Here is a 19,187-nt window from a genome sequence, read left to right on the forward strand (position 1 = left end):
ACCCTCCGGTGGGCCCACGGGCACCGTGCTCGGTGCACCTCGCCGGGCTGACAGCCGGATCGGGGATCCGGGACCGACGGGTGCGACACCTCCCTCCAGGTGGCCGCCACCGCCGCGCACGACCCCTCGGGGCCGAGCCTGCGCAGCACCGCCGGGCGTCGCGACCGCGGCGCGACCCGAACCCCGTGCCCGGGACCGTCGTCGTCTGGACCTCCGTGACCTCAACGCTCCGCCGCGCCCGTATGCGCGCCGCCCTCACCCTGGCCACCCTCCGCACCCGGATCGTCCGCAACACCACGGACGTCCCGACGGACGGGTCCCAGACCCGCAGGACTGCACCCGACGAGCGCCGGAGGCGGCAGGGCCGCGTGCGCCTGATCGGTGCCGCGACCGCCGTGGTCGTCCTCGCCAGCGGTGGCGTCGCCGTCGCCGACGCGCACAAGACCGTCAGCCTCGACGTGGACGGGGTCGTCACGCACGTGTCGACCTTCGCCGGCTCCGTCGACGGCCTGCTCGACGAGCAGGGCGTGGACCTCGGCGTCCGCGACACCGTGTCCCCGCAAGGCGCCCTGGGCGACGGCACCGACGTGGTCGTGCGGCACGCCCGCCAGATCACCGTCGAGACCGACGGCGCGCAGGAGACCCTCTGGACCACCGCGCTCACCGCCGACGAGGCGCTGGAGATGCTCGCCACCCGGGGTGACGACGTCCGGCTGGTCGCCTCCCGGTCCACCGCGGGCGGCCGCCCCGACCTCTCGCTCGAGCTGACCCTGGACGGGCCGGCCGACGTGGTCGTGGACGGCGGCACGCAGACCGTGGACGACGGCGCCACCACCGTCGCCGAGGCCCTGGACCACCTGGGCATCATCCTCGGCGCCCTGGACCGGGTCAGCGTCAGCACCACCGGCGGTCGGGTGACGGTCGTCGTCAACCGGGTCGTCGTGCAGGACGTCACCACCACCAGCGAGGTGCCGTTCGGCGCCGTCGAGCAGCCGGACGCCGAGCTGTACGTCGGACAGTCCAAGGTCACCACCGCCGGCGTCGTCGGCGTGCGGACCGTGGTCGAGCGCGTCACCACCGTCGACGGCCAGGAGACCGGCCGCGACCTGCTGTCCGACGACGTCACCCAGGCGGCCGTGGACCAGGTCACCAACGTCGGCACCGCCCAGCGCCCGGCCGTCGCCAGCACGGCGACCCCGGCCACCGGTGGCGGCGACGCGGCGGGCCTGAACTGGGCCGCGCTGGCCGCCTGCGAGTCCGGCGGCCGCACGAACGCGGTGTCCGGCAGCGGCAAGTACTACGGGCTCTACCAGTTCTCGCTGAGCACCTGGAAGGCGGTCGGCGGCGCCGGCCTGCCCTCCGAGGCCTCCGCCGAGGAGCAGACCGCCCGCGCCCAGGACCTGTACAACCGGTCCGGTGCCGGGCAGTGGCCGCACTGCGGCAAGAACCTGTTCTCCTGAGCGCGCCGGTAGGCTCGCCCGCATGACCACGAACGAGGGCCCCGTCTCCACCGAGGCGGGGCCCTTGCTCGGTCCGGCGGAGATCCGTGCGCTGGCCGAGCAGGCCGGCATCCGTCCCACCAAGACCCTCGGGCAGAACTTCGTGCTCGACGGCGGCACCGTGCGCAAGATCGTCCGTGGCGCGGACCTGGTGCCCGGCGAGCGCGTGGTCGAGGTCGGACCGGGTCTCGGCTCGCTCACCCTCGGCCTGCTGGAGGCCGGCGCCGACGTCGTGGCGGTGGAGATCGACCCGGTGCTCGCCGGGCTGCTGCCCGGCACGATCGCCCGGCACGTGCCCGGCGCCCGGGTCGAGACGGTGGACCTGCCCGACGTGGTGGCCGGCGATCCCGGTCCGGCGCCCGAGGCACCGAGCCTGACCGTCGTGCGCGGCGACGCGCTGGACGTGCGCGCGCTGCCCGGCCGCCCACCGACCGCGATGGTCGCCAACCTGCCGTACAACGTCTCCGTGCCGGTGCTGCTGACCTTCCTGGAGCGGTTCCCCACCCTGGAGCGGGTGCTCGTGATGGTGCAGGCCGAGGTCGCCGACCGGCTGGCCGCCCCGCCCGGATCCCGCACCTACGGCGTGCCCTCCGCCAAGGCCGCCTGGTACGCCTCCGCGCGCCGCACCGTCACCGTCGGGCGCAGCGTGTTCTGGCCGGTGCCCAACGTCGACTCCGCGCTGGTGCGCCTGGACCGCCGGGAGCCCCCGGTCACCACCGCCACCCGCGAGCAGGTGTTCGCCGTGGTGGACGCCGCGTTCGCCCAGCGCCGCAAGATGATCCGCGCCGCGCTCGCCCCGATCGCCGGGAGCAGCGAGGAGGCGTCCCGCGCGGTGACCGCCGCCGGCGTCGACCCCACCGCCCGCGGTGAGCAGCTGGACGTCGCCGCGCTCGCCCGGATCGCCACCCACCTGCCCGCCGAGGCGCTGCGGCACCGCGCCGGCTGAGGCGCTGCGGCACCGCGCGGGCTGACGGGCGCAGGTCCCGCGACGGCACCCGGCGGACCTGGCACAGTGGGGCACGTGACCGACCTGCGTCTCGCCCCCCGCACCGGACGAGAGGTGCGCGTGCGCGCGCCCGGCAAGGTCAACCTCTCGCTCCGGGTCGGCCCGCGCCGCCCCGACGGCTACCACCCCGTCGCCACCGTCTTCCAGGCGGTGTCCGTGTACGAGGACGTCACCGCGAGCCGCTCCGACGACCTGCGGCTGACCGTCGGCGGCCCGCAGGCCGAGCAGGTCCCCACCGACGGCACCAACCTCGCCCTGCGCGCCGCCCGGGCGCTGGCCGAGCGCACCGGCGTCGACGAGGGCGTGCACCTGCACCTGCACAAGGGCGTCCCGGTCGCCGGGGGCATGGCCGGCGGCTCCGCCGACGCCGCCGCCGCGCTGCTCGCCTGCGACGCCTACTGGGGCACCGCCCTGCGCCGCGAGGAGCTGCACGACCTCGCCGCCGGGCTGGGCTCCGACGTGCCCTTCCTGCTGATGGGCCAGACGGCCGTCGGCCAGGGCCGGGGCGACCTGCTCACCGCCGCCCTCAGCCGCGGCGAGTACCACTGGGCCTTCGGCGTCCAGGACTCCGGGCTGTCCACCCCCGAGGTCTACGCCGAGCTCGACCGGATCGCCGCCCCCGAGGAGATCGACCCCGAGGCCGACGTCGCCCTGCTGCACGCCCTGCGCGCCGGGGACGCCCCCGCCGTCGGCGCGCTGCTGCACAACGACCTCCAGCAGGCCGCCGTCGAGCTGGCTCCCCACCTGGTCGAGACCCTGGCCGTCGCCGAGGACGCCGGGGCGCTCGGCGTGATGGTCTCCGGCTCCGGCCCCACCGTCGCCGCGCTGGCCCGCAGCCGGCAGCACGCCCTGGTGATCGCCGCCGCGATGACCGCCGCCGGGGTGGTCGACTCGGTGCTCACCGCGTCCGGCCCGGTGGCGGGGGCGCGGGTCGTCGCAGGGTCGGAGGTGCTGTGAGGCTCAGGCCTCGACGCGCACCCGCAGGGCGTAGTCCGCGAAGCGGAGGACGTCCTCGGCGTCCACCGGGATGCGCTGGTGCGGGCTGAGCCGCGTCCAGGACCGACCGCGGGAGACATACGTGCCGTTGGCCGATCCCAGATCGCTGACCCAGACCTGGCCGTGCGGTGTCAGGCCGACCTCCAGGTGGTCGCGGGACAGCGTGCGGGTGCTGTCCGGCAGCGCCAGCGCGTGCGCGTAGCGCGTCGGGTCCGAGGGGAGGCGTCCGAGGATGACCGTGCCACGCATCGCGATCTGCGTCCCGTCCGACAGCTCCAGCACGACGCGTCGGACCTGCGTGCCGGGCCCGCCCACCGTCGGCTGCGGCACCGGTGGGACCGCCGCCGCCCCGGTCTGGGTCATCGGCGCCCCGGGACGCACGGTGGGCAGCGGCGGTGGGGTGACCTGCACGAGCGCGGCCGGCGGCAACGGGGCGACCGGTCCGGGCGCGGCGACGGCGACGCGCCGCTTGGGCATCCTCACGCGTCCACCGGCCCCAGCGCGTGCAGGGTCAGCGTGGCCGTCACCATCGAGAACAGCTCGAGCAGCGGCTCGGCGAGATCGACCGCCGGTGACGTCCCCGCGATCAGGAACACGCCTGCGTCGGTCGGCACGAACGTGTGCAGCACGACCGCGCGCACCTGGAGCCCGGACGCGTCGATCTCGACGTCCTGCACCCCGAAGGACTGCACGGCCGGGCCCGCCTCGGGCAGCTCGGTGACGGTGACCGATCGCCAGGTGTCGCCCCCGGCGAGCGGCTGGGAGCGCTGGAGCTGATCGACGATCGCGTCCACCGGGGTGTCTCCGTGCTCGGTGGGCGGTGCGGGCAGCAGCGTGACCGTGAGAGCCCCGGGCACGACGCCGTCACCGGCCGCCTCGGCGAACATCGCGCAGTAGCGGGCGCCGCCGTCCCACGCCTGCGCGGTCAGCTCGCGCAGGAACCGGACGAGCTGCGCGCGGTGCTCACGCAGCTCCGGGGCCTCGGTGATCCGTCGGTTCACCAGATCGGCTACCGCGCCGTCGCGGGTCGACGGCCGCAGGTCGACCTCGGTCCAGCTCGGCGGGATGCGGAGCCCGAACGCGTCGGTGCCGGTGGTCATGCGTGCTCCTCCGTGGAGATCGGGACGGTCCGGGCGACCTGGACCATGAGCATCGGCGCGGCTCCGACCTGCGCGTAGCCGCGCCCGACCGGCAGCTCGGTGTCGAGGTCGCTGCGGCGCAGCCGGGCACCGATCAGGTCGCCGTCCACGAGGTTCGTGGGCTTGAAGAGCAGACCCTGGCGGTACTTGCGCACCTCGACGAGCCAGCCGGAGAACCCCTTGGACAGCACGTCGGTGTGCCCGGCGAGGGCGAAGGCCAGCCTGCTCTCGGCCGCGCGCGGGATCACCGTGCGCAGCCAGGCGTCGGCCTCGATGTCGCGCAGCAGGTCGGCGTCGTCCACCGCGACCAGCACGCCGGGCCCACCGGGCTCGGTCACGAGCAAGGGTTCGAGCACCTCGCGCGTGACATCGGCGTCCGTCAGCACCGCCCGGACGCCCGGTCCGCGCAGCGACCGCAGCGGGCTGGACCGCGGCGCGAGCACCACGACGTCAGCACCCGAGTCGAGCGCCGACCGGGTGAGCGTCAGCAGCGCCGTGCTCCGGCCCGAGGCGCCGGGCCCACCGATCACGAAGCCGGCCGGTCCGCCGAACAGATCGACCGCGACCGGTGCCACGTCCTCGCCACCGACCCCGATCAGCAGTCCCCCGTCCGGCAGGCCGGCCGCACGGCGGCGCAGGTCTGCGGGGTCGAGCAGCGCGGGCATCGTCTCGACGCCGAACGGACGGCGGTCGCGCGGCACCTCTCGGTCACGCTCTCGCAACGTCGCCGCGAGCCCCGCGATCGACTCGCGCTGCCCCGGCCCCGAGGCGTCCGAGCCCACGACCGCCAGCTGCACCTCGATCCCGCTCCCTGCTCGGAAGCCTCGACCGGGCACGAGGTCGTCCGGGATCGTGCGAGGGTTGAGGCCGACCATCGAGTAGTCGCCCCGCTCGATCAGGCGCAGCGCGATCTTGTCGTCCACCAGCGAGCCGACCCGACCGTTCATGAGCTGACGATCACCCGTCACGACGACGTGGATGCCCGCGCTCGCACCCTCGCGCAGCAGCACGGTCATCGCTTCGACCAGCACCCCGTTGTCCACCGGCTCGAAAGCCGCGACGTAGCCCTCCCACGAGTCGAGCAGCACCACGATCCGCGGGAGGCGTTGCGCGCGGGGCACGGTGGCGCGCTGCTCCCCCGCACCGGCGAAGCCAGCGGTCGCGAGCAGCTCCTGACGACGCTTGAGCTCGGCCCGCAGCCGGCCGACCAGGCGTCCGGTCTCGTCGTGCTGGCTCCGCGTGGTGACGGCACCGACGTGCGGCAGGTCGCGCAGCACCAGCAGTCCGCCGTTCCCGCAGTCGATCCCGTACACGTGGGCCTGGTCGACCGGGTAGACCTGTGCGACGCCGGCGGCGATCGTGCGGAGCGCGGTGGTCCGCCCCGATCGGGCGGCACCGATGATCGCCAGGTGGCCGGTCTCCCCCTCCAGGTCGAGCAGCGCCGGGGGCTGCTGCTGATCCGCCGCGCGGTCCTCGCGACCGAACGGCACCGCAGCGCCCGCGTCCGTCGGCCCGGGCAGGCCCAGGTCGGCGACAGTGATCAGATCGGCGAGCGCGGGCAGCCACGGTCGGCGCGGGGCGGGGACCCCGAGCGACGCCGCGGCCCCGCGCACCGCCTGGACGAGCTCCGAGAGGTCGGTCCGTTCCACATCACCGGCGTCGGCGGTGTCGCGTCCGGACCTCTCCGGCGCGGGCCCCGCCAGATCCGCCAGCGCCACCCGCTGCACCACGGGCGCATCGACCGTCTCGGCCACCGAGGGCGAACGTCGTCGTCCACCGACCCGCCCCGACTGGAACGGGATCAGCGAGGTGGACCCGAGGCGCACATAGGCGCGTCCCGGGGTCGACTTGCCGATCCGCGCGGCGTCCGGGGCGTCGATCACATCCGCGCTCTCCGCCGCGTCGGTGACCCGGAGCGCGATCCGCAGGTTGGTGTTCGCGCGGATCTCCGAGGACACGACCCCGCTCGGGCGCTGGGTCGCGAGCACCAGGTGGATGCCGAGCGACCGGCCGCGCTGGGCGATGTTGACCAGGCCGGTGACGAAGTCCGGCAGCTCACGCGCCAATGAGGCGAACTCGTCGATCACGATCGCCAGGCGCGGTAGCGGCGGCAGGCCCGGTCGCCGCGCCACCAGGTCGAGGTAGTCCTCGAGGTCCTTGGCACCGGCCGCGGCGAGGGCGTGCTCGCGGTACCGGAGCTCGGCGCCGAGCGACTTCAGCGCCCGCTCGACGAGGTGCGTGTCCAGGTCGGTCACCATGCCGACGGTGTGCGGCAGGTTCACGCAATCCTTGAACGCCGCACCACCCTTGTAGTCCACCAGCACGAAGGTCATGCCCTCGGGGCTGTTCGCCACCGCCAACGAGGCGACCAGCGTCTGCAGCAGCTCGCTCTTGCCGCTCCCGGTGGTCCCTGCCACCAGGGCGTGCGGGCCGTCGTGGGCGAGATCGATCCGGAACGCCCCGTCGATCGACTCACCGACCGTCGCCACGGTGGACCGCGGGTTCAGCAGCCACCGTGCCGCCACCGCGTCCGGTGTCGGCGGCTCCAGCCCGATCACGTCGAGCAGCCGGCTGCTGTCGGGGATCGCCGCGTCGGAGACCTGCGGGCTGGCGTCCTCCATCGGCGCGACGGCGCGCCCGACCCAGTCCAGCCACTCCTCGTCCACCCAGTCCGGACGGACCCCCGGCACCGGGTCCTCGCGGTGACGACGGATGACCAGCGCCTCCGGCCCGGCGATGTCGACAACTGTCGCGCACTCTTCCGGCAGCAGCCGGTCGTCGTCGTCCAGGCAGATCGAGTAGACACCGAGCGCGGGGCCCTCGGTCAGCACCCGGGTCACCCCGGGCATCGCCCGCAGCCGGTGCGCGCCGTCGAGCACGACCACGACCGCCGGTTCCCGCGTGCGGACCTGCTGCTGTGCCGCCTCGCGTCGCACATCGATGATCTGCTGGAGCTCTGCGATCCGCCGGGCCAGCGACTGCGCACCGAAGCCGACGGTCCGCAGGCACTCCTGGCCGAACAGCGGACGAGCGTGCGGCAGCCACGTCACGAACTCCCAGTCGGCGGAGGTCGCGGCACCGTCACGCTGCGTGTCCGGCGTGCTGAGCAGGTAGAGCTGCACGTCGCGCGGGCTGTGCAGCACCCCGATCTGCGCGACGAACCACCGGGCGAGACGACGGGCCGCCCCGTCGGGGCCCGCGACCCCCAGCACACCCTCCGTGGGCAGGTGCACCGCAGCCGGGGCGTCCCGCACCTCACGGACGACGGTGCGCTCGTGCTCGAGCCGTTCCGGGTCCTCGAGCTGGACAGCGGACGGCTGCGACGCGGTGCCGCACCGGAGCGCGAGATGGTGCTCGTCACCGGCGCGGCGCTCCCACAGGCGCGCCGTCGGCGTCGTCGCGATCACCGCGACCTCGGCCGCGTCCGGGTAGAGGAACAGTCTGCGGTAGCGCTCCTGGACCAGCGCCTCGGCCGCGTCCGCCTCGATCCGGGCGGTGAGCTCGGCGTGCTCCGTGACCTGCTGCCGGTAGCGGGACCGCCCCTGCTTCCGGCTGTTCAGGACGTTGCCGATCATCATCACCGGCGACATCAGGCCGAAGGCCAGCATCCGCGGATTGGCCAGCGCGAGCGCCATCACCCCGGAGAACACCAGCGGGATGAGCGACGTCAGCCACGGCAGCCCCTGGCGTGCCGGCTCGGCGGGGGTCGGCGGCAGCCGGAACCTCGCCGGCGGCTCGGGAGGCAGGAACCGTGGTGGCCGGTTGTACCGGACGGTCGCCGTGTCGGCGGAGGGCTCCACGGCGGCGGGCTCCGCCGTCGCGACACGCACCTCGACGATCCGGTCGGCCAGCACCACCTGGTCACCCGGATCCAGCCGGACCCGGCCCTGCACGGGCACGCCGTCGACCTCCGGCGGCGCGGAGTCGGCACCGCTCTCTTCACCCGGGACGGGGTGCACCACCTCGACCGTCCGGTCGTCGTGCACCACGAAAGCCACCGGCGTCCCGTCGAGATGCACGGTGCCGTGTCCGGCGTGCAGGGCCCGCCCGGCGCCGTGCCCGCTCACGGTGCGGATCTGCACGAGGCCGGGGGTCGGGCGGACGACCCCGCGCGGCTGGTGACCCACGCCCAGCAGGCTCACCCACGAACCCGACCGCATCCCGGTGTCCCGGATCAGGGTCTCGCCCGGGTAGACGGTCCCGTCGACCCCGACCGCCACGTCGGCACCCGAGAGGTCGGCGGCGAGCAGGTTCACCAGGATGGACTGCAACCGGACGAGCGACATGTCGCCCGAAATGTCCAGGAATACCTCGCACGAGTGATGTGTCGCCGCATCGTGCGCCGTGACGGTGAGCCGCACCGGTCGTCCCCCTGGAGCTGCACGCAGATCGTGATTGCGCGCGGTGTTGGCGTGCTAGTTTCGCGGAACTGTATCCCACGCGGGTATTCGTTCGGCGTGGGTCCCGCACTATCGAGAGCAGGGGCGAGCATGGCCAACCTGAATGTGACGTACCAGGAGCTGCGTGACGTGTCGACCAAGCTGACAGGCGGTCAGCGCACGGTCGAGGACGAGCTGTCGGCGCTCAAGAGCGCGGTGGACAACCTGGTCGCGGCGGGTTTCCAGACGGACAGCGCCTCGGGCGCGTTCCAGGGGTCGTACTCGGAGTTCGACTCCGGGATCCGTCAGGTGATCTCGGGGCTGGAGGGCATGAGCTCGTTCCTGACCGCTGCGGCGAACGCCTACGAGCAGACCGACTCGGACCTCGCCTCCGCCGTTCGCAGCTGACATGGCGCACGTGCGTGGCACCCGACCGAAAAATGGGACTTAAGTCCCGGCAATGTCGGGTGCCGCGCCTGTTCGCGTCAATCACGATCATCGGCGCAACGCCGCGCAGGGGGAGGTATCCGGTGGCTGACCGGTTGTATGTCGCGGGGGATTCTCTGTCCTCGTTGGCGACCCGCATGAGCGATGCTGCGGCGCTGCTCGACAACGAGGTCTCCGGCCTGTCCGGGCGCGAGGCGGGTGTCGGGCACCAGGGCGTGGTCAGCGCAGTGGCGGGGTTCGAGCGCCACTGGGGCGACGGCCGCACCCGCGTGCGCAAGCAGGCCGAGCAGCTCGCGCAGATCCTGCGCGACTCGATCGTCGCCTACGACGACACCGAGTCCCAGCTGACCTCCGCCCTGCGCGAGGGCGGAACGCGCCCGGCAGGCGCTGCGAGGGCGGTGTGAGCCGCCCGGGTGACTGGCAGCTCGTCGGCCTGTGGACCGATCCGACCCCGGGCGAGTCCTGGCAGGTCCGCGAGATCGCGAGCGTCTACGGCGCGACGTCGTCGGCGGCGAACCAGACCGGCCAGCTCGTGCGAGCTGCGTTGCAGGCGTCGGGGACGGGGATCTGGCACGGGCAGGCCGGGGATGCGTTCCGTGAGCAGCTCGGACAGTTCCCCGCACAGGTCGAGGCCTGCGAGACCTCCTACGCCACTGCGCGCGACGCGATGAACTGGTGGGCCGGGCGCCTCGAGGACAACCAGGCAGGCGCCGACCGCGGCCTCGAACAGGCCCGTGCCGCCGACGCCGACCTGCGTGCCGCCCAGGTGGCCCTCGACGCCGCGATGAGCAGCGCCCGCACCACCAGCAACGCTCTGGAGCAGATCGAACGCAACCAGGTCCGCTACGCCACGACCACCCCACCGGCGGGGTGGAACGCACCGACCCCGGGTGAGATCGCCCGCGCCCGCCGCGCCGCCTCGACCGCGGCCACCGCCCGGGCCGCCGCCGAGCGTGCGAGTGCTGACGCCCAGTCGCGTCTGGACGTCGCCGCCCGGCTTGTCGCCGAAGCCGCCGCGTCTTACCAAGAAGATGCCGCGACCGCGATCAACCGCATCGAGCAGGCCACCGACCAGGCATTGCCCGAGAACAGCCTCTGGCGCAAGATCTACGAGTCCGACGCCTGGGGCGTCATCGTCACCATCGCCACCGTCGTGGTCATCGTTGCCGCCATCGCCGCGTTCATCCTCACCGGACCCATCGCCGCGATCGTCGGGATGATCGCCACCATCGCCGGCGTGCTCCTCATGCTCAACGACGTCATGGCCTGGCGAGCCGGCGACGCCGAAGGCTGGCAAGCAGCACTCTCCGTCGTGCTGACCGTGGTCCCCGGCGGCGTCCTGCTCAAGGCAGGCAAACGCGCCACCAGCCTCCTCGCCGACACCGCGACCGCCATCGCCCCCCGCTTCACCGGCCTGGCCACCGGATTCCTGCGCACCGCCCGCGGCGTCGCCTCCGAAGGCCTGCTCCGCATCACCCGCATCACCGACCCCTGGGTCGCACGCATCAACGAAGCCATCGCCCCCGGGTTCCGACAGACTCAGGCGAACCTCGGCGCGACCACGCACCCGTGCGGGCTGCGGTACAGCGACGGCACACCCCGGACGCCCGCCCAGCAGATCGCAGACCCGCAGATCCACCCGAGCAACGCGCGGATCGTGCCGGACGACTACGACTCATGGGGCGGGACCGGCAGCAGGGAGGCGTTCCTCGCGCAGTACTCCCACATCGACCCCGCTTCCGGAGATCGCTGGTGGGACTTTCCAACGTCTGACGGCGCGATTCCGGGAACCCAGGTGCGCACTCCTGCATCAGCGTTCGACAAGATCGAGTTGTCACGAACAGGGTACGACAACGGTTCCTACTTCTCGCGACCGGGTGCAGATTTTCCTTCGATCGCCGTACCGCCCGACCGGCTCTCCGCACCCAGGAACAACTATTCAGTCGACATGTCACACCCGCTCGTCACCTCTGGCGACCTCGAAGTACAATGGTCTGTCGCCGCGCCAGGATTCGGGCAACCCGGCGGCGCTGAACAATGCGTGCTCCTCCTCGACGGGCGAGAACTCCAGGCGCACGAAATTAAGGGGCTCGGCCTCTTCGGTATCGACCAGATGTGGAAGTGAATCGCATAATGGACTCAACGTCAGACAGGAAAGCACAGCTTTCGGCAATTGCCGCAGCATGCACGCGCGCTGGCTTCATCAACGGCATCGACTTCGCCGTCTGGGGAAACACTGAGTTCATCGGCTCTGAGAGCCTCGAACTCGGACTCGACGGTGAGGATTTCGTGATCTGGAGCCAGGACCGCGGTCGTCGGATCGAACTCGGCCGGAGCGCATCTGCCGACGAGGCGCAAAGGATCTTCCTCGACGAGGTGGCCGATTCGGCGGGACATCAAGGGCGAGGCCCGCGGGCAGGAATGCACCGCACCCCTGACGAGATCCTCGCCCGCATCCGCCGCCGCCAACCGCTGCCGAAGACGCCAGATGAGGTATGAGAGGCGAGCGCAGCATCGGTAGCGATCAATGCTTCATTGATACCCAACGCGCTTGCAGCGAGCGAGCTCGAGCGATACCGACTTTTCGGGATCGACCAGATGTGGACGCGAGGCGGAACATGGGCACAGGGACCGACAAGACGGCGCAGCTCTCGGAGATTGCCGCTGCATGCACTCGAGCTGGCTTCATCAACGGCATCGACTTCGCCGTGTGGGGAAGCACAGACTTTATCGGCTCGGATATCCTCGAACTCGGCCTCGACGGCGAAGACTTCGTGATCTGGAGCCAAGATCGCGGCCGCCGAATCCAGCTCGGCCGGAGCGCCTCTGCCGACGAAGCGCGGCGAATCTTCCTCGACCGAGTGGCCGAGTACGCAGGATATCGAGGGCGAGGCCCGAGATCTGGCATGCGCCGCACGATCGTCGAGGGGCTCACGCCCGATGAGATCATCGCTCAGATCCGCCGCGAACGAGGCCTGCCGGAAGCACCGGCCGATGAATGACAGGACGTCCCTGGAAGTGGAATAGAATGAGACACCGCAGGCCTCATTGTTCGCCCGCGTCCCGACCACCCGTGGATACAAGTCACGGGGCGAATCATTGACAAGCAGAGCCTTTGGGGTTCTTGTCTCCATGGACGAGTCTGGAGCCCGCTATGACAGCGGAGTGGATCAAGACGGTCCCGAACGAGGGATCGTTGTCGTCTCCTCTCAGCCCCCGTACGACTACTGGATGGAGGACGGTCGCGAGATGACTTGGGCTGGGCAGTCCATAGCACGTCGCACTGCCGGACATTTCACAAGAACGGCTCTTGGGCACCCAACGTCTCTTTTGTCGCCGGCTAGTCCCTCAACGCACGTGCGCACCCACACAATCTGCGCTCCGGAGCTCACGCCTGGGCTCGACGTGGATGCAGGACCGAATATGGGGGCCGGAGTGGACCAGAAAGAGCATCTCTCGCGCATAGCCGAAGCATGCACGAAAGCGGGCTTCATCAATGGGACCGATTTCGCAGTGTGGCACAACACGGAGTTCGCCGGAACCGACTTCATCCAACTTGGCCTCGACGGAGAAGACTTCGTCATCTGGCACTACGAACGCGGGTACAGAATCGAATTCAGCCGGAGCGCTTCCGCGGATGAAGCGCAGCGAATCTTCCTCGACAGGGTGGCCGAGTTCGCAGGCTATCGAGGACGAGGTCCACGCGCCGGTCAGCGCCGCAGACGCGCCGAGAGACTCACACCCGACGAGATCATCGCTGATCTCCGCCGACGGCGAGGGCTGCCGGAAAAACCGGTCGACGAATGAGGGGATACACCTAGGAGCAGGAGTCACCACGGGCACCGAATAGTTCCCACCACCCGGAATTCAGGCGATTGAGAACCAATGACCGATGACGAACTGATCAACGACTCTGTCCTGGACGACATCGCGGATGCCTCCGCAAGATCCGGATTTCTCAGCGGCGAGGACTATGCGATCCGGGGAAGACCCACCGATCTGGGCAGCGAGGTTCTCGAACTAGGCCTCGACGGCGACGAGTACGTCGCGTGGCACCGCGAACGGGGCCAGCGGTGGGAAATTCTACGATCGAGCGAGCCCGAACAGATCAAGATCGCCTTCCTTGAGAAGGTCGCCCGTAAAGCAGCAGCTTTCGGGCGCGGCTCTTACGCGAGAGGAACAGAGTGATCGACCACACGCATTACCTGTACGACGGGCTTGAACGAATCGCTCGATCCTGTACGGAGGCCGGATACCTCGATGGCGAGGACTTCGTCGTCTGGGGCGTCTCGAAGTATGCCAGCAGCCTCTTTCTCGAGGTCGGCGTACAGGGGGATGAGTTTCTGGTCCGCCTGGCAGAACGCGACAGCACCATCGAGTACCTGCGCACCACCTCCGAGGGTGAGGCCCAGGCGAAGATCCTCGAACTGCTCGCCAATTTCGCCGCACCTGCGGGTCGGGGACCATACGCAGGGCGACGTGGCGCACCTCGCGCCAATGAGACGTACGAGGAAACTCTGGCAGCGATCCTGAAGCGCCCCAGCAGTTGATCCGCCTCGAACGCACAGCACCTGCGAGTCCGACGACCACGGGAGGTTTCCGATCGTGAGCTGGATCCGGCGTCACGAACGTCCGGAGCCACACCGAGAGGATGATGCTCCGATCGACCCGGTGCTGAGTCGGGCGGTCATCGTGTTCGTCGGCGAGGGGTTCTCCTTCTACCCGAGACCCTCCTGGGCGCGCGTGGTCGACGAGATGCCGGACGCCGACCTTCCAGCGCTGGAGCGCGCAGTCGCGGGGATCGACCGGGACTTCGCCTCGGTGACGATCGACTGGGAGACGCTCGGCTGGCACGGCGGTTGCCGGTTCGCCGAGCAGCAGATGCGCGTCATGCACCCCGAGCTGAGCGAGGACGCGATCGGCGCCCTCGGCTGGCACCTGAGCTACATCACCCGCTGACGGAGTCGGTCGCCGTGAAGCACCCCGCTCACCCCAGCCGGTCGAGCCCCCGCCGCAGCCCGCGCACCGCCTGCGCGATCCGCTGCTCGTTCTCGATCAGCGCGAACCGCACGTGCTCGTCGCCGCCGGGGCCGAAGCCGACGCCGGGCGAGACGGCGACGTCGCACTCGCGGACCAGCAGCTCGGCGAACTCGATGGAGCCGAGGTGCCGGTACGGCTCGGGGATGCGCGCCCAGGCGAACATGGTGCCGCGCGGGCGCAGGATGTCCCAGCCGATCCGGCCCAGGCCGTCGACCAGGGCGTTGCGCCGGGCCTCGTAGACGCTCGACAGCTCGGCCGGGTACTCGGTGGCCTCGTTGAGGGTGACGGTGGCGGCGATCTGGATCGGCTGGAAGGTGCCGTAGTCCAGGTAGCTCTTGAGCTTGGCGAGCGCGCCGACGACGTCCTGGCGGCCGACCAGGAACGCGACGCGCCAGCCGGCCATCGAGTACGACTTCGTCATGGAGTAGAGCTCGACGGCGACCTCGGTGGCACCGGTGCACTGCATGATCGAGGGCGGCGTCCAGCGGTCGAAGCACATGTCGGCGTAGGCGAGGTCGTGCACGAGCACCACGTCGCGCTCGCGCGCCCAGTCGACCAGGCGTTGCAGGTCGGCGAGCTCGACGGTGGTGGTGGTCGGGTTGTGCGGGAACGACAGCACGACCACGCGCGGCTTGGGCCAGCCGAGATCCCAGGACTCCATCACGCGGTCGATGTAGCCGGAGCCGTCGCTGCCGTCGCCGATCGGGACCTGGCGGGCGTCGGCGCCGGCGAAGTACGGGCCCCAGATGTGGATCGGGTACGAGGGGGTCGGCACGATCGCCGCGTCGCCGGGCTGGAGCAGCACCCACATCAGGTGGCTGAACCCCTCCTTGGCGCCGATCGTGGAGATGATCTGCGTCTCGGGGTCGAGGGTGACGCCGAACCGGCGCTGGTAGTGCGCGGCGACGGCCTCGCGCAGCCGGGGGATGCCCCGGGAGGCGGAGTAGCGGTGGTTCCGGGTGTTGCGCGCGGCCTCGGCGAGCTTGTCCACGGCGATCTGCGGGCTGGGCAGGTCCGGGTTGCCGAAGCCGAGATCGACCACGTCCCGGCCGGCGCGCCGCGCCTCGACCTTGAGGGTGTCGATGATCGTGAACACGTACGGGGGCAGGCCCGGGATCCGGCGGAACTCCATGTCCGGACGGTAGCGGCCCGGCGGGGTGGGCGCGCGGCGGTCCGCGGGCCGGTCGGCGTGCCTCCCGGTCGATACGGTCGGCCGGGTCAGCTCCGCGATCCGGAGCGGGCCTCCAGCGCCGCCGCGTACAGGTCGCGCTTGGGGATGCCGGCCACCTGGGCGATCTCGGCGACGGCGTCCTTGAGCCGCTCCCCCGCGTCGGCCCGGGCGAGCACCTCGGCGACCAGGTCGGCGGTGGACGCGACCTCGCGGGCGGGCGCGCCGGACACGACGACCGCGATCTCCCCACGCACCTCCCCGGCGGCGGCCCAGGCGGCGAGCGCACCGAGCCCGTCGCGCAGCACCTCCTCGTAGGTCTTGGTCAGCTCGCGGCAGACGGCGGCGGGCCGGTCGGCGCCGAAGGCGGTGGCCATGTCGGCCAGGGTGGCGGCCAGCCGGTGCGGGGCCTCGAAGAAGACCATCGTGCGCGGCTCGCGCTCCAGGGCGGTCAGCGTGCGCAGGCGCTCGCCGGGCTTGCGCGGCGGGAAGCCCTCGAAGCAGAACCGGTCGGTCGGCAGCCCGGACAGGGCCAGCGCGGTCAGCACGGCGCTCGGGCCCGGCGCGGCGGTGACGGTCAGCCCGGCGTCGACGGCGGCGGCCACCACGCGGAACCCGGGGTCGGAGACGGCCGGCATGCCGGCGTCGGTGACCACGAGCACGGTGCCGCCGCCGGCCACCACGTCCAGCAGCTCGGGGATGCTGGCCTGCTCGTTGTGCTCGTGGTGGCTGACCACCCGCCCGCCGATCGTCACGTCCATCCGCACGGCCAGCGCACGCAGCCGACGGGTGTCCTCGGCGGCGACCACGTCGGCCTCGACCAGCAGGCGGCGCAGCCGGGGCGAGGCGTCCTCGACGTCGCCGATCGGGGTGGCGGCCAGCACCAGGCGGCCGCCGGCGGTGCGGTCTGCGGGGGTGGGGCGATCGGGAGTCACGCGGGCCAGCCTGCCACCTCGACGCCGCCCGCCCCGCACCGGACTCGCAGGTCCGGCCCAGCCGGGACCCCTAGCATGGCGGTCGTGCCGCAGACCCCCGACCAGCCCGGAGCGCCCGACGCCCGGGACGAGGACGACCTGCCGGTCCCGCAGTGGATCGCGACCACGGCGCCCGACGAGCCGGACGACGCCCCGGAGGCCGATCCGCGCGACGCCGACGCCCCCGCCACCCGGCGCGCGCTGCGCCTGCGCGACGACGACCCCGGCCTGTCCACCCACGACCGGCTGCTGGAGGCGCTGCTCGGCGCGCGCAGCCTCGCGCTGGACGCCACCCGGCAGGCCCGGATCAGCGGCTGGCTGTGGTCGCTGGCGGTCACGGTGATCGGCGGGCTGCTGCGGTTCTGGGACCTCGGCCGCCCGCGCGAGCTGGTGTTCGACGAGACCTACTACGTCAAGCAGGCGTACTCGCTGCTCCAGCAGGGCTTCGAGGGCGTGTGGGGCGACGACCCGAACGCGGCGTTCGCGGCCGGCGACGGCTCGGCGCTGACCTCCAAGGCCGAGTACGTGGTGCACCCGCCGGTCGGCAAGTGGCTGATCGCGCTGGGCATCCAGGCCGGCGGCGGGATCGAGCACGCCTGGGCGTGGCGGCTGTCCTCGGCGGTGGCCGGCACGATCGCGGTGCTGCTGGTCGCCCGGATCGCCCGTCGGCTGTTCGCCTCGACCGCGATGGGTGCGGTGGCCGGTCTGCTGATGGCGGTGGACGGCGAGGCGATCGTGCACTCGCGCACCGGTCTGCTGGACAACTTCGTCATGGTGTTCGCGCTGGCGGCGTTCGGGGCGCTGCTGCTCGATCGCGCGCAGGCCCGGCGACGGCTGGCCGCGCGCACGGCGGCGGTGCTGGACTCCGGCGGACCGCTCGGGTGGGGGCCGGGGCTCGGCTGGCGGTGGTGGCGGTTCGTCGCGGCGGTGCTGCTCGGGCTGTGCATCGGCACCAAGTGGTCCGGGATCTACTTCCTCGCGGTGTTCGGGCTGCTCAGCGTGCTCTGGGACGCCACCGCGCGCCGGACCGTGGGCGTGCGCGCCTGGATCCCCGCGGCGCTGCTCAAGGACGCCGTCCCCGCCGGCGTGGTCGTGGTGCTCACCGCCGTCGCGACCTACCTGGCGACCTGGTGGTCCTGGTTCGCCCACCCCGGCGCCTACCTGCGGCAGTGGGCCGCCGAGCACCCCGGCGAGGGCGTGACCTGGCTGCCCGAGTCGCTGCGGTCGCTGTGGAAGTTCCACACCGACATGTGGCACTTCCACACCACGCTGACCTCCCCGCACGACTACGCGGCGCACCCGCTGGGCTGGATCGTGCAGTGGCGGCCCACGTCGTTCTACTACCCGAAGTCGATCTCCACGCTCACCGGCGAGGCGGCCCAGCAGGCCTGCGGCGCGTCCACCTGCTCGCAGGCGATCACCTCGCTCGGCAACCCGGTGATCTGGTGGTGCGGGGCGATCGCGCTGATGGTCGCGGTGGTGTGGCTGGTGCGCCGACGCGACTGGGTGGCCGGTGCGGTGGTCTCCGGGATCGTCGCGGGCTGGCTGCCGTGGTTCGCCTACGCCCACCGGACGATCTTCACGTTCTACTCGATCGCGTTCACGCCCTGGGTGGTGCTGACACTGGTGTACGTGCTCAGCCTGCTCACCGGCAGCCGCGATCCCGTGCAGCGACGGCGCGGCATCGTGATCACCTCGGCGCTGGTGACCGTCGTGCTCGCGGTCAGCGCGTTCTTCTACCCGATCTGGACCGGGTGGGTGGTGCCGTACGACTTCTGGCACATCCACATGTGGCTGCGCTCCTGGATCTGAGGCGCGTGCGCCGCTGCCGACGTCGGCCATCGGCAACCCTGGGTGAGGAGAGGCGGGAGATGACGGCAACCGAGGTCGCTCAGGCGCTCAGGAGTTTCGAGGAGCGCTTGCGTGGCCTCGATGCGCCCGTCGTCGACCGGCTCCGCCCCGGGTTGACGCGCGCCGAAGCGGACTCGATCGCGGCGGAGTTCGGGGTCCGGCTGAGCGACGACGCGGCGGCGTGGTGGATGTGGCACGACGGGGACCGGGAACGCTCTGAGGACGACCGGGGCACGCCCAGCCTGACCCCGTTCTCGGTGTTCTGCGGGCTGCGTTCGGCTCTGGAGCAGTCGGCGAGGGCGCACTCGAACACCTGGCTGCCCGATGCGGAGCTCGACCCCGCTCGCCCCGACCTCGACTGGCGCTTCCACCCGCAGTGGGTGACGCTCCTGCAGAGCGGGACACCCCTGATCATCGACTGCGGAGAACCGGACCTGGCCGACTCGCCGACCGGGGTCTGGGCCGCGGACGGCGGGCTCGGGTCGACCATCGCCCTGACCGAGCGCATCGGGTGGTGGCACTGGGCGCTCGACAACGGGTACTGGCTCGTCCGACCCGACGGCAGCTGGGACCGGGACCTGGCACGAAGCCCTGGGGCACTCGTCGGGCTGCACGCCCGCGACCACGCCGAGTGAGGCCGACCCCATATGCCGAGTTCGGTGGTTCGTGCGAGAAAACAGGCACGGAA

19 protein-coding genes are annotated in these 19,187 nt (G+C 71.9%); 14 read left to right on the plus strand and 5 right to left on the minus strand.

Annotated elements, in window-relative coordinates; genetic code table 11:
- Positions 1-215: 215 nt before the first annotated feature.
- The 3 genes from ACZ5HG_RS15375 (at position 216) to ACZ5HG_RS15385 (ending at position 3,462) form a co-directional block, all read left to right on the plus strand.
- Entirely contained in the window at positions 216-1,460 is a 1,245-nt protein-coding gene (locus ACZ5HG_RS15375; protein ID WP_464177851.1) for a transglycosylase family protein, read from the plus strand.
- A 22-nt stretch (positions 1,461-1,482) separates the two neighbouring features.
- Complete coding sequence (gene rsmA / locus ACZ5HG_RS15380) at positions 1,483-2,445, plus strand: 16S rRNA (adenine(1518)-N(6)/adenine(1519)-N(6))-dimethyltransferase RsmA (protein ID WP_464177853.1); 963 nt, start codon at positions 1,483-1,485, stop codon at positions 2,443-2,445.
- 75 nt (positions 2,446-2,520) lie between these two features.
- Entirely contained in the window at positions 2,521-3,462 is a 942-nt protein-coding gene (locus tag ACZ5HG_RS15385) for a 4-(cytidine 5'-diphospho)-2-C-methyl-D-erythritol kinase (RefSeq protein ID WP_464177855.1), read from the plus strand.
- Positions 3,463-3,465: 3 nt separating this feature from the next.
- On the opposite strand, the gene ACZ5HG_RS15390 is transcribed toward ACZ5HG_RS15385, so the two are convergent.
- From ACZ5HG_RS15390 to ACZ5HG_RS15400, 3 genes are read right to left on the minus strand one after another with little or no spacing between them, the layout of a single operon-like run.
- Positions 3,466-3,978, minus strand: coding sequence for an FHA domain-containing protein (locus tag ACZ5HG_RS15390; protein ID WP_464182184.1), 513 nt, complete (start codon positions 3,976-3,978; stop codon positions 3,466-3,468).
- 2 nt (positions 3,979-3,980) lie between these two features.
- The gene (locus ACZ5HG_RS15395; protein ID WP_464177857.1) at positions 3,981-4,601 is read right to left on the minus strand and encodes a hypothetical protein; all 621 of its coding nucleotides are present in this window, start codon (positions 4,599-4,601) and stop codon (positions 3,981-3,983) included.
- Entirely contained in the window at positions 4,598-9,001 is a 4,404-nt protein-coding gene (locus ACZ5HG_RS15400; protein ID WP_464177859.1) for an FtsK/SpoIIIE domain-containing protein, read from the minus strand. Before ACZ5HG_RS15400 ends, ACZ5HG_RS15395 begins: the two co-directional genes overlap by 4 nt.
- A gap of 129 nt (positions 9,002-9,130) precedes the next feature.
- On the opposite strand from ACZ5HG_RS15400, the gene ACZ5HG_RS15405 reads away from it, so the two are divergent.
- From ACZ5HG_RS15405 to ACZ5HG_RS15445, 9 genes are all read left to right on the plus strand, one after another.
- Positions 9,131-9,427: a WXG100 family type VII secretion target gene (locus ACZ5HG_RS15405; protein WP_464177861.1), complete on the plus strand. Its 297-nt coding sequence runs from the start codon at positions 9,131-9,133 to the stop codon at positions 9,425-9,427.
- Between the two features lie 176 nt (positions 9,428-9,603).
- On the plus strand, positions 9,604-9,870 hold the full coding sequence (locus ACZ5HG_RS15410; protein WP_464177863.1) for a hypothetical protein: 267 nt from the start codon (positions 9,604-9,606) through the stop codon (positions 9,868-9,870).
- Entirely contained in the window at positions 9,867-11,591 is a 1,725-nt protein-coding gene (locus ACZ5HG_RS15415) for a glycohydrolase toxin TNT-related protein (protein ID WP_464177864.1), read from the plus strand. The genes ACZ5HG_RS15410 and ACZ5HG_RS15415 overlap by 4 nt, the downstream gene beginning before the upstream one ends.
- 8 nt (positions 11,592-11,599) lie before the next feature.
- Positions 11,600-11,965 carry a hypothetical protein gene (locus ACZ5HG_RS15420; protein ID WP_464177866.1) on the plus strand — a complete coding sequence of 122 codons (366 nt, stop codon included), beginning with the start codon at positions 11,600-11,602 and terminating at the stop codon, positions 11,963-11,965.
- A 119-nt stretch (positions 11,966-12,084) separates the two neighbouring features.
- On the plus strand, positions 12,085-12,468 hold the full coding sequence (locus ACZ5HG_RS15425) for a hypothetical protein (protein WP_464177868.1): 384 nt from the start codon (positions 12,085-12,087) through the stop codon (positions 12,466-12,468).
- A gap of 433 nt (positions 12,469-12,901) precedes the next feature.
- On the plus strand, positions 12,902-13,273 hold the full coding sequence (locus ACZ5HG_RS15430; protein WP_464177870.1) for a hypothetical protein: 372 nt from the start codon (positions 12,902-12,904) through the stop codon (positions 13,271-13,273).
- 78 nt (positions 13,274-13,351) lie between these two features.
- Positions 13,352-13,654: a hypothetical protein gene (locus ACZ5HG_RS15435; protein ID WP_464177872.1), complete on the plus strand. Its 303-nt coding sequence runs from the start codon at positions 13,352-13,354 to the stop codon at positions 13,652-13,654.
- The gene (locus ACZ5HG_RS15440; protein WP_464177874.1) at positions 13,651-14,016 is read left to right on the plus strand and encodes a hypothetical protein; all 366 of its coding nucleotides are present in this window, start codon (positions 13,651-13,653) and stop codon (positions 14,014-14,016) included. The genes ACZ5HG_RS15435 and ACZ5HG_RS15440 overlap by 4 nt, the downstream gene beginning before the upstream one ends.
- Before the next feature lie 121 nt (positions 14,017-14,137).
- Positions 14,138-14,425, plus strand: a complete 288-nt coding sequence (locus tag ACZ5HG_RS15445) for a hypothetical protein (protein WP_464177876.1) — start codon at positions 14,138-14,140, stop codon at positions 14,423-14,425.
- 28 nt (positions 14,426-14,453) lie between these two features.
- Here ACZ5HG_RS15445 and ACZ5HG_RS15450 read toward each other — a convergent pair whose 3' ends face one another.
- Together ACZ5HG_RS15450 and rsmI are read right to left on the minus strand one after the other, a co-directional pair.
- Entirely contained in the window at positions 14,454-15,638 is a 1,185-nt protein-coding gene (locus ACZ5HG_RS15450; protein WP_464177878.1) for an aminotransferase class I/II-fold pyridoxal phosphate-dependent enzyme, read from the minus strand.
- A gap of 86 nt (positions 15,639-15,724) precedes the next feature.
- Positions 15,725-16,609 carry a 16S rRNA (cytidine(1402)-2'-O)-methyltransferase gene (gene rsmI, locus ACZ5HG_RS15455; protein ID WP_464177880.1) on the minus strand — a complete coding sequence of 295 codons (885 nt, stop codon included), beginning with the start codon at positions 16,607-16,609 and terminating at the stop codon, positions 15,725-15,727.
- A 75-nt stretch (positions 16,610-16,684) separates the two neighbouring features.
- Here rsmI and ACZ5HG_RS15460 point away from each other — a divergent pair, with 75 nt between their 5' ends.
- Together ACZ5HG_RS15460 and ACZ5HG_RS15465 are read left to right on the plus strand one after the other, a co-directional pair.
- Positions 16,685-18,460: a dolichyl-phosphate-mannose--protein mannosyltransferase gene (locus ACZ5HG_RS15460; protein ID WP_464177882.1), complete on the plus strand. Its 1,776-nt coding sequence runs from the start codon at positions 16,685-16,687 to the stop codon at positions 18,458-18,460.
- A 59-nt stretch (positions 18,461-18,519) separates the two neighbouring features.
- Positions 18,520-19,134, plus strand: coding sequence for an SMI1/KNR4 family protein (locus tag ACZ5HG_RS15465; RefSeq protein ID WP_464177884.1), 615 nt, complete (start codon positions 18,520-18,522; stop codon positions 19,132-19,134).
- Positions 19,135-19,187 lie beyond the last annotated feature (53 nt).

The organism is Cellulomonas sp. GTC20042, assembly GCF_055389595.1.

What these genes read in the sequence shown, in the direction of transcription:
- ACZ5HG_RS15395 (WP_464177857.1), bottom strand. Translation starts at nt 4,601, where the DNA reads ATGACCACCGGCACCGACGCGTTCGGGCTCCGCATCCCGCCGAGCTGG.
- ACZ5HG_RS15465 (WP_464177884.1), top strand. Translation starts at nt 18,520, where the DNA reads ATGACGGCAACCGAGGTCGCTCAGGCGCTCAGGAGTTTCGAGGAGCGC.
- ACZ5HG_RS15450 (WP_464177878.1), bottom strand. Translation starts at nt 15,638, where the DNA reads ATGGAGTTCCGCCGGATCCCGGGCCTGCCCCCGTACGTGTTCACGATC.
- ACZ5HG_RS15405 (WP_464177861.1), top strand. Translation starts at nt 9,131, where the DNA reads ATGGCCAACCTGAATGTGACGTACCAGGAGCTGCGTGACGTGTCGACC.
- rsmA (WP_464177853.1), top strand. Translation starts at nt 1,483, where the DNA reads ATGACCACGAACGAGGGCCCCGTCTCCACCGAGGCGGGGCCCTTGCTC.
- ACZ5HG_RS15460 (WP_464177882.1), top strand. Translation starts at nt 16,685, where the DNA reads ATGGCGGTCGTGCCGCAGACCCCCGACCAGCCCGGAGCGCCCGACGCC.
- ACZ5HG_RS15420 (WP_464177866.1), top strand. Translation starts at nt 11,600, where the DNA reads ATGGACTCAACGTCAGACAGGAAAGCACAGCTTTCGGCAATTGCCGCA.
- ACZ5HG_RS15390 (WP_464182184.1), bottom strand. Translation starts at nt 3,978, where the DNA reads ATGCCCAAGCGGCGCGTCGCCGTCGCCGCGCCCGGACCGGTCGCCCCG.
- ACZ5HG_RS15410 (WP_464177863.1), top strand. Translation starts at nt 9,604, where the DNA reads ATGAGCGATGCTGCGGCGCTGCTCGACAACGAGGTCTCCGGCCTGTCC.
- ACZ5HG_RS15435 (WP_464177872.1), top strand. Translation starts at nt 13,352, where the DNA reads ATGACCGATGACGAACTGATCAACGACTCTGTCCTGGACGACATCGCG.
- ACZ5HG_RS15425 (WP_464177868.1), top strand. Translation starts at nt 12,085, where the DNA reads ATGGGCACAGGGACCGACAAGACGGCGCAGCTCTCGGAGATTGCCGCT.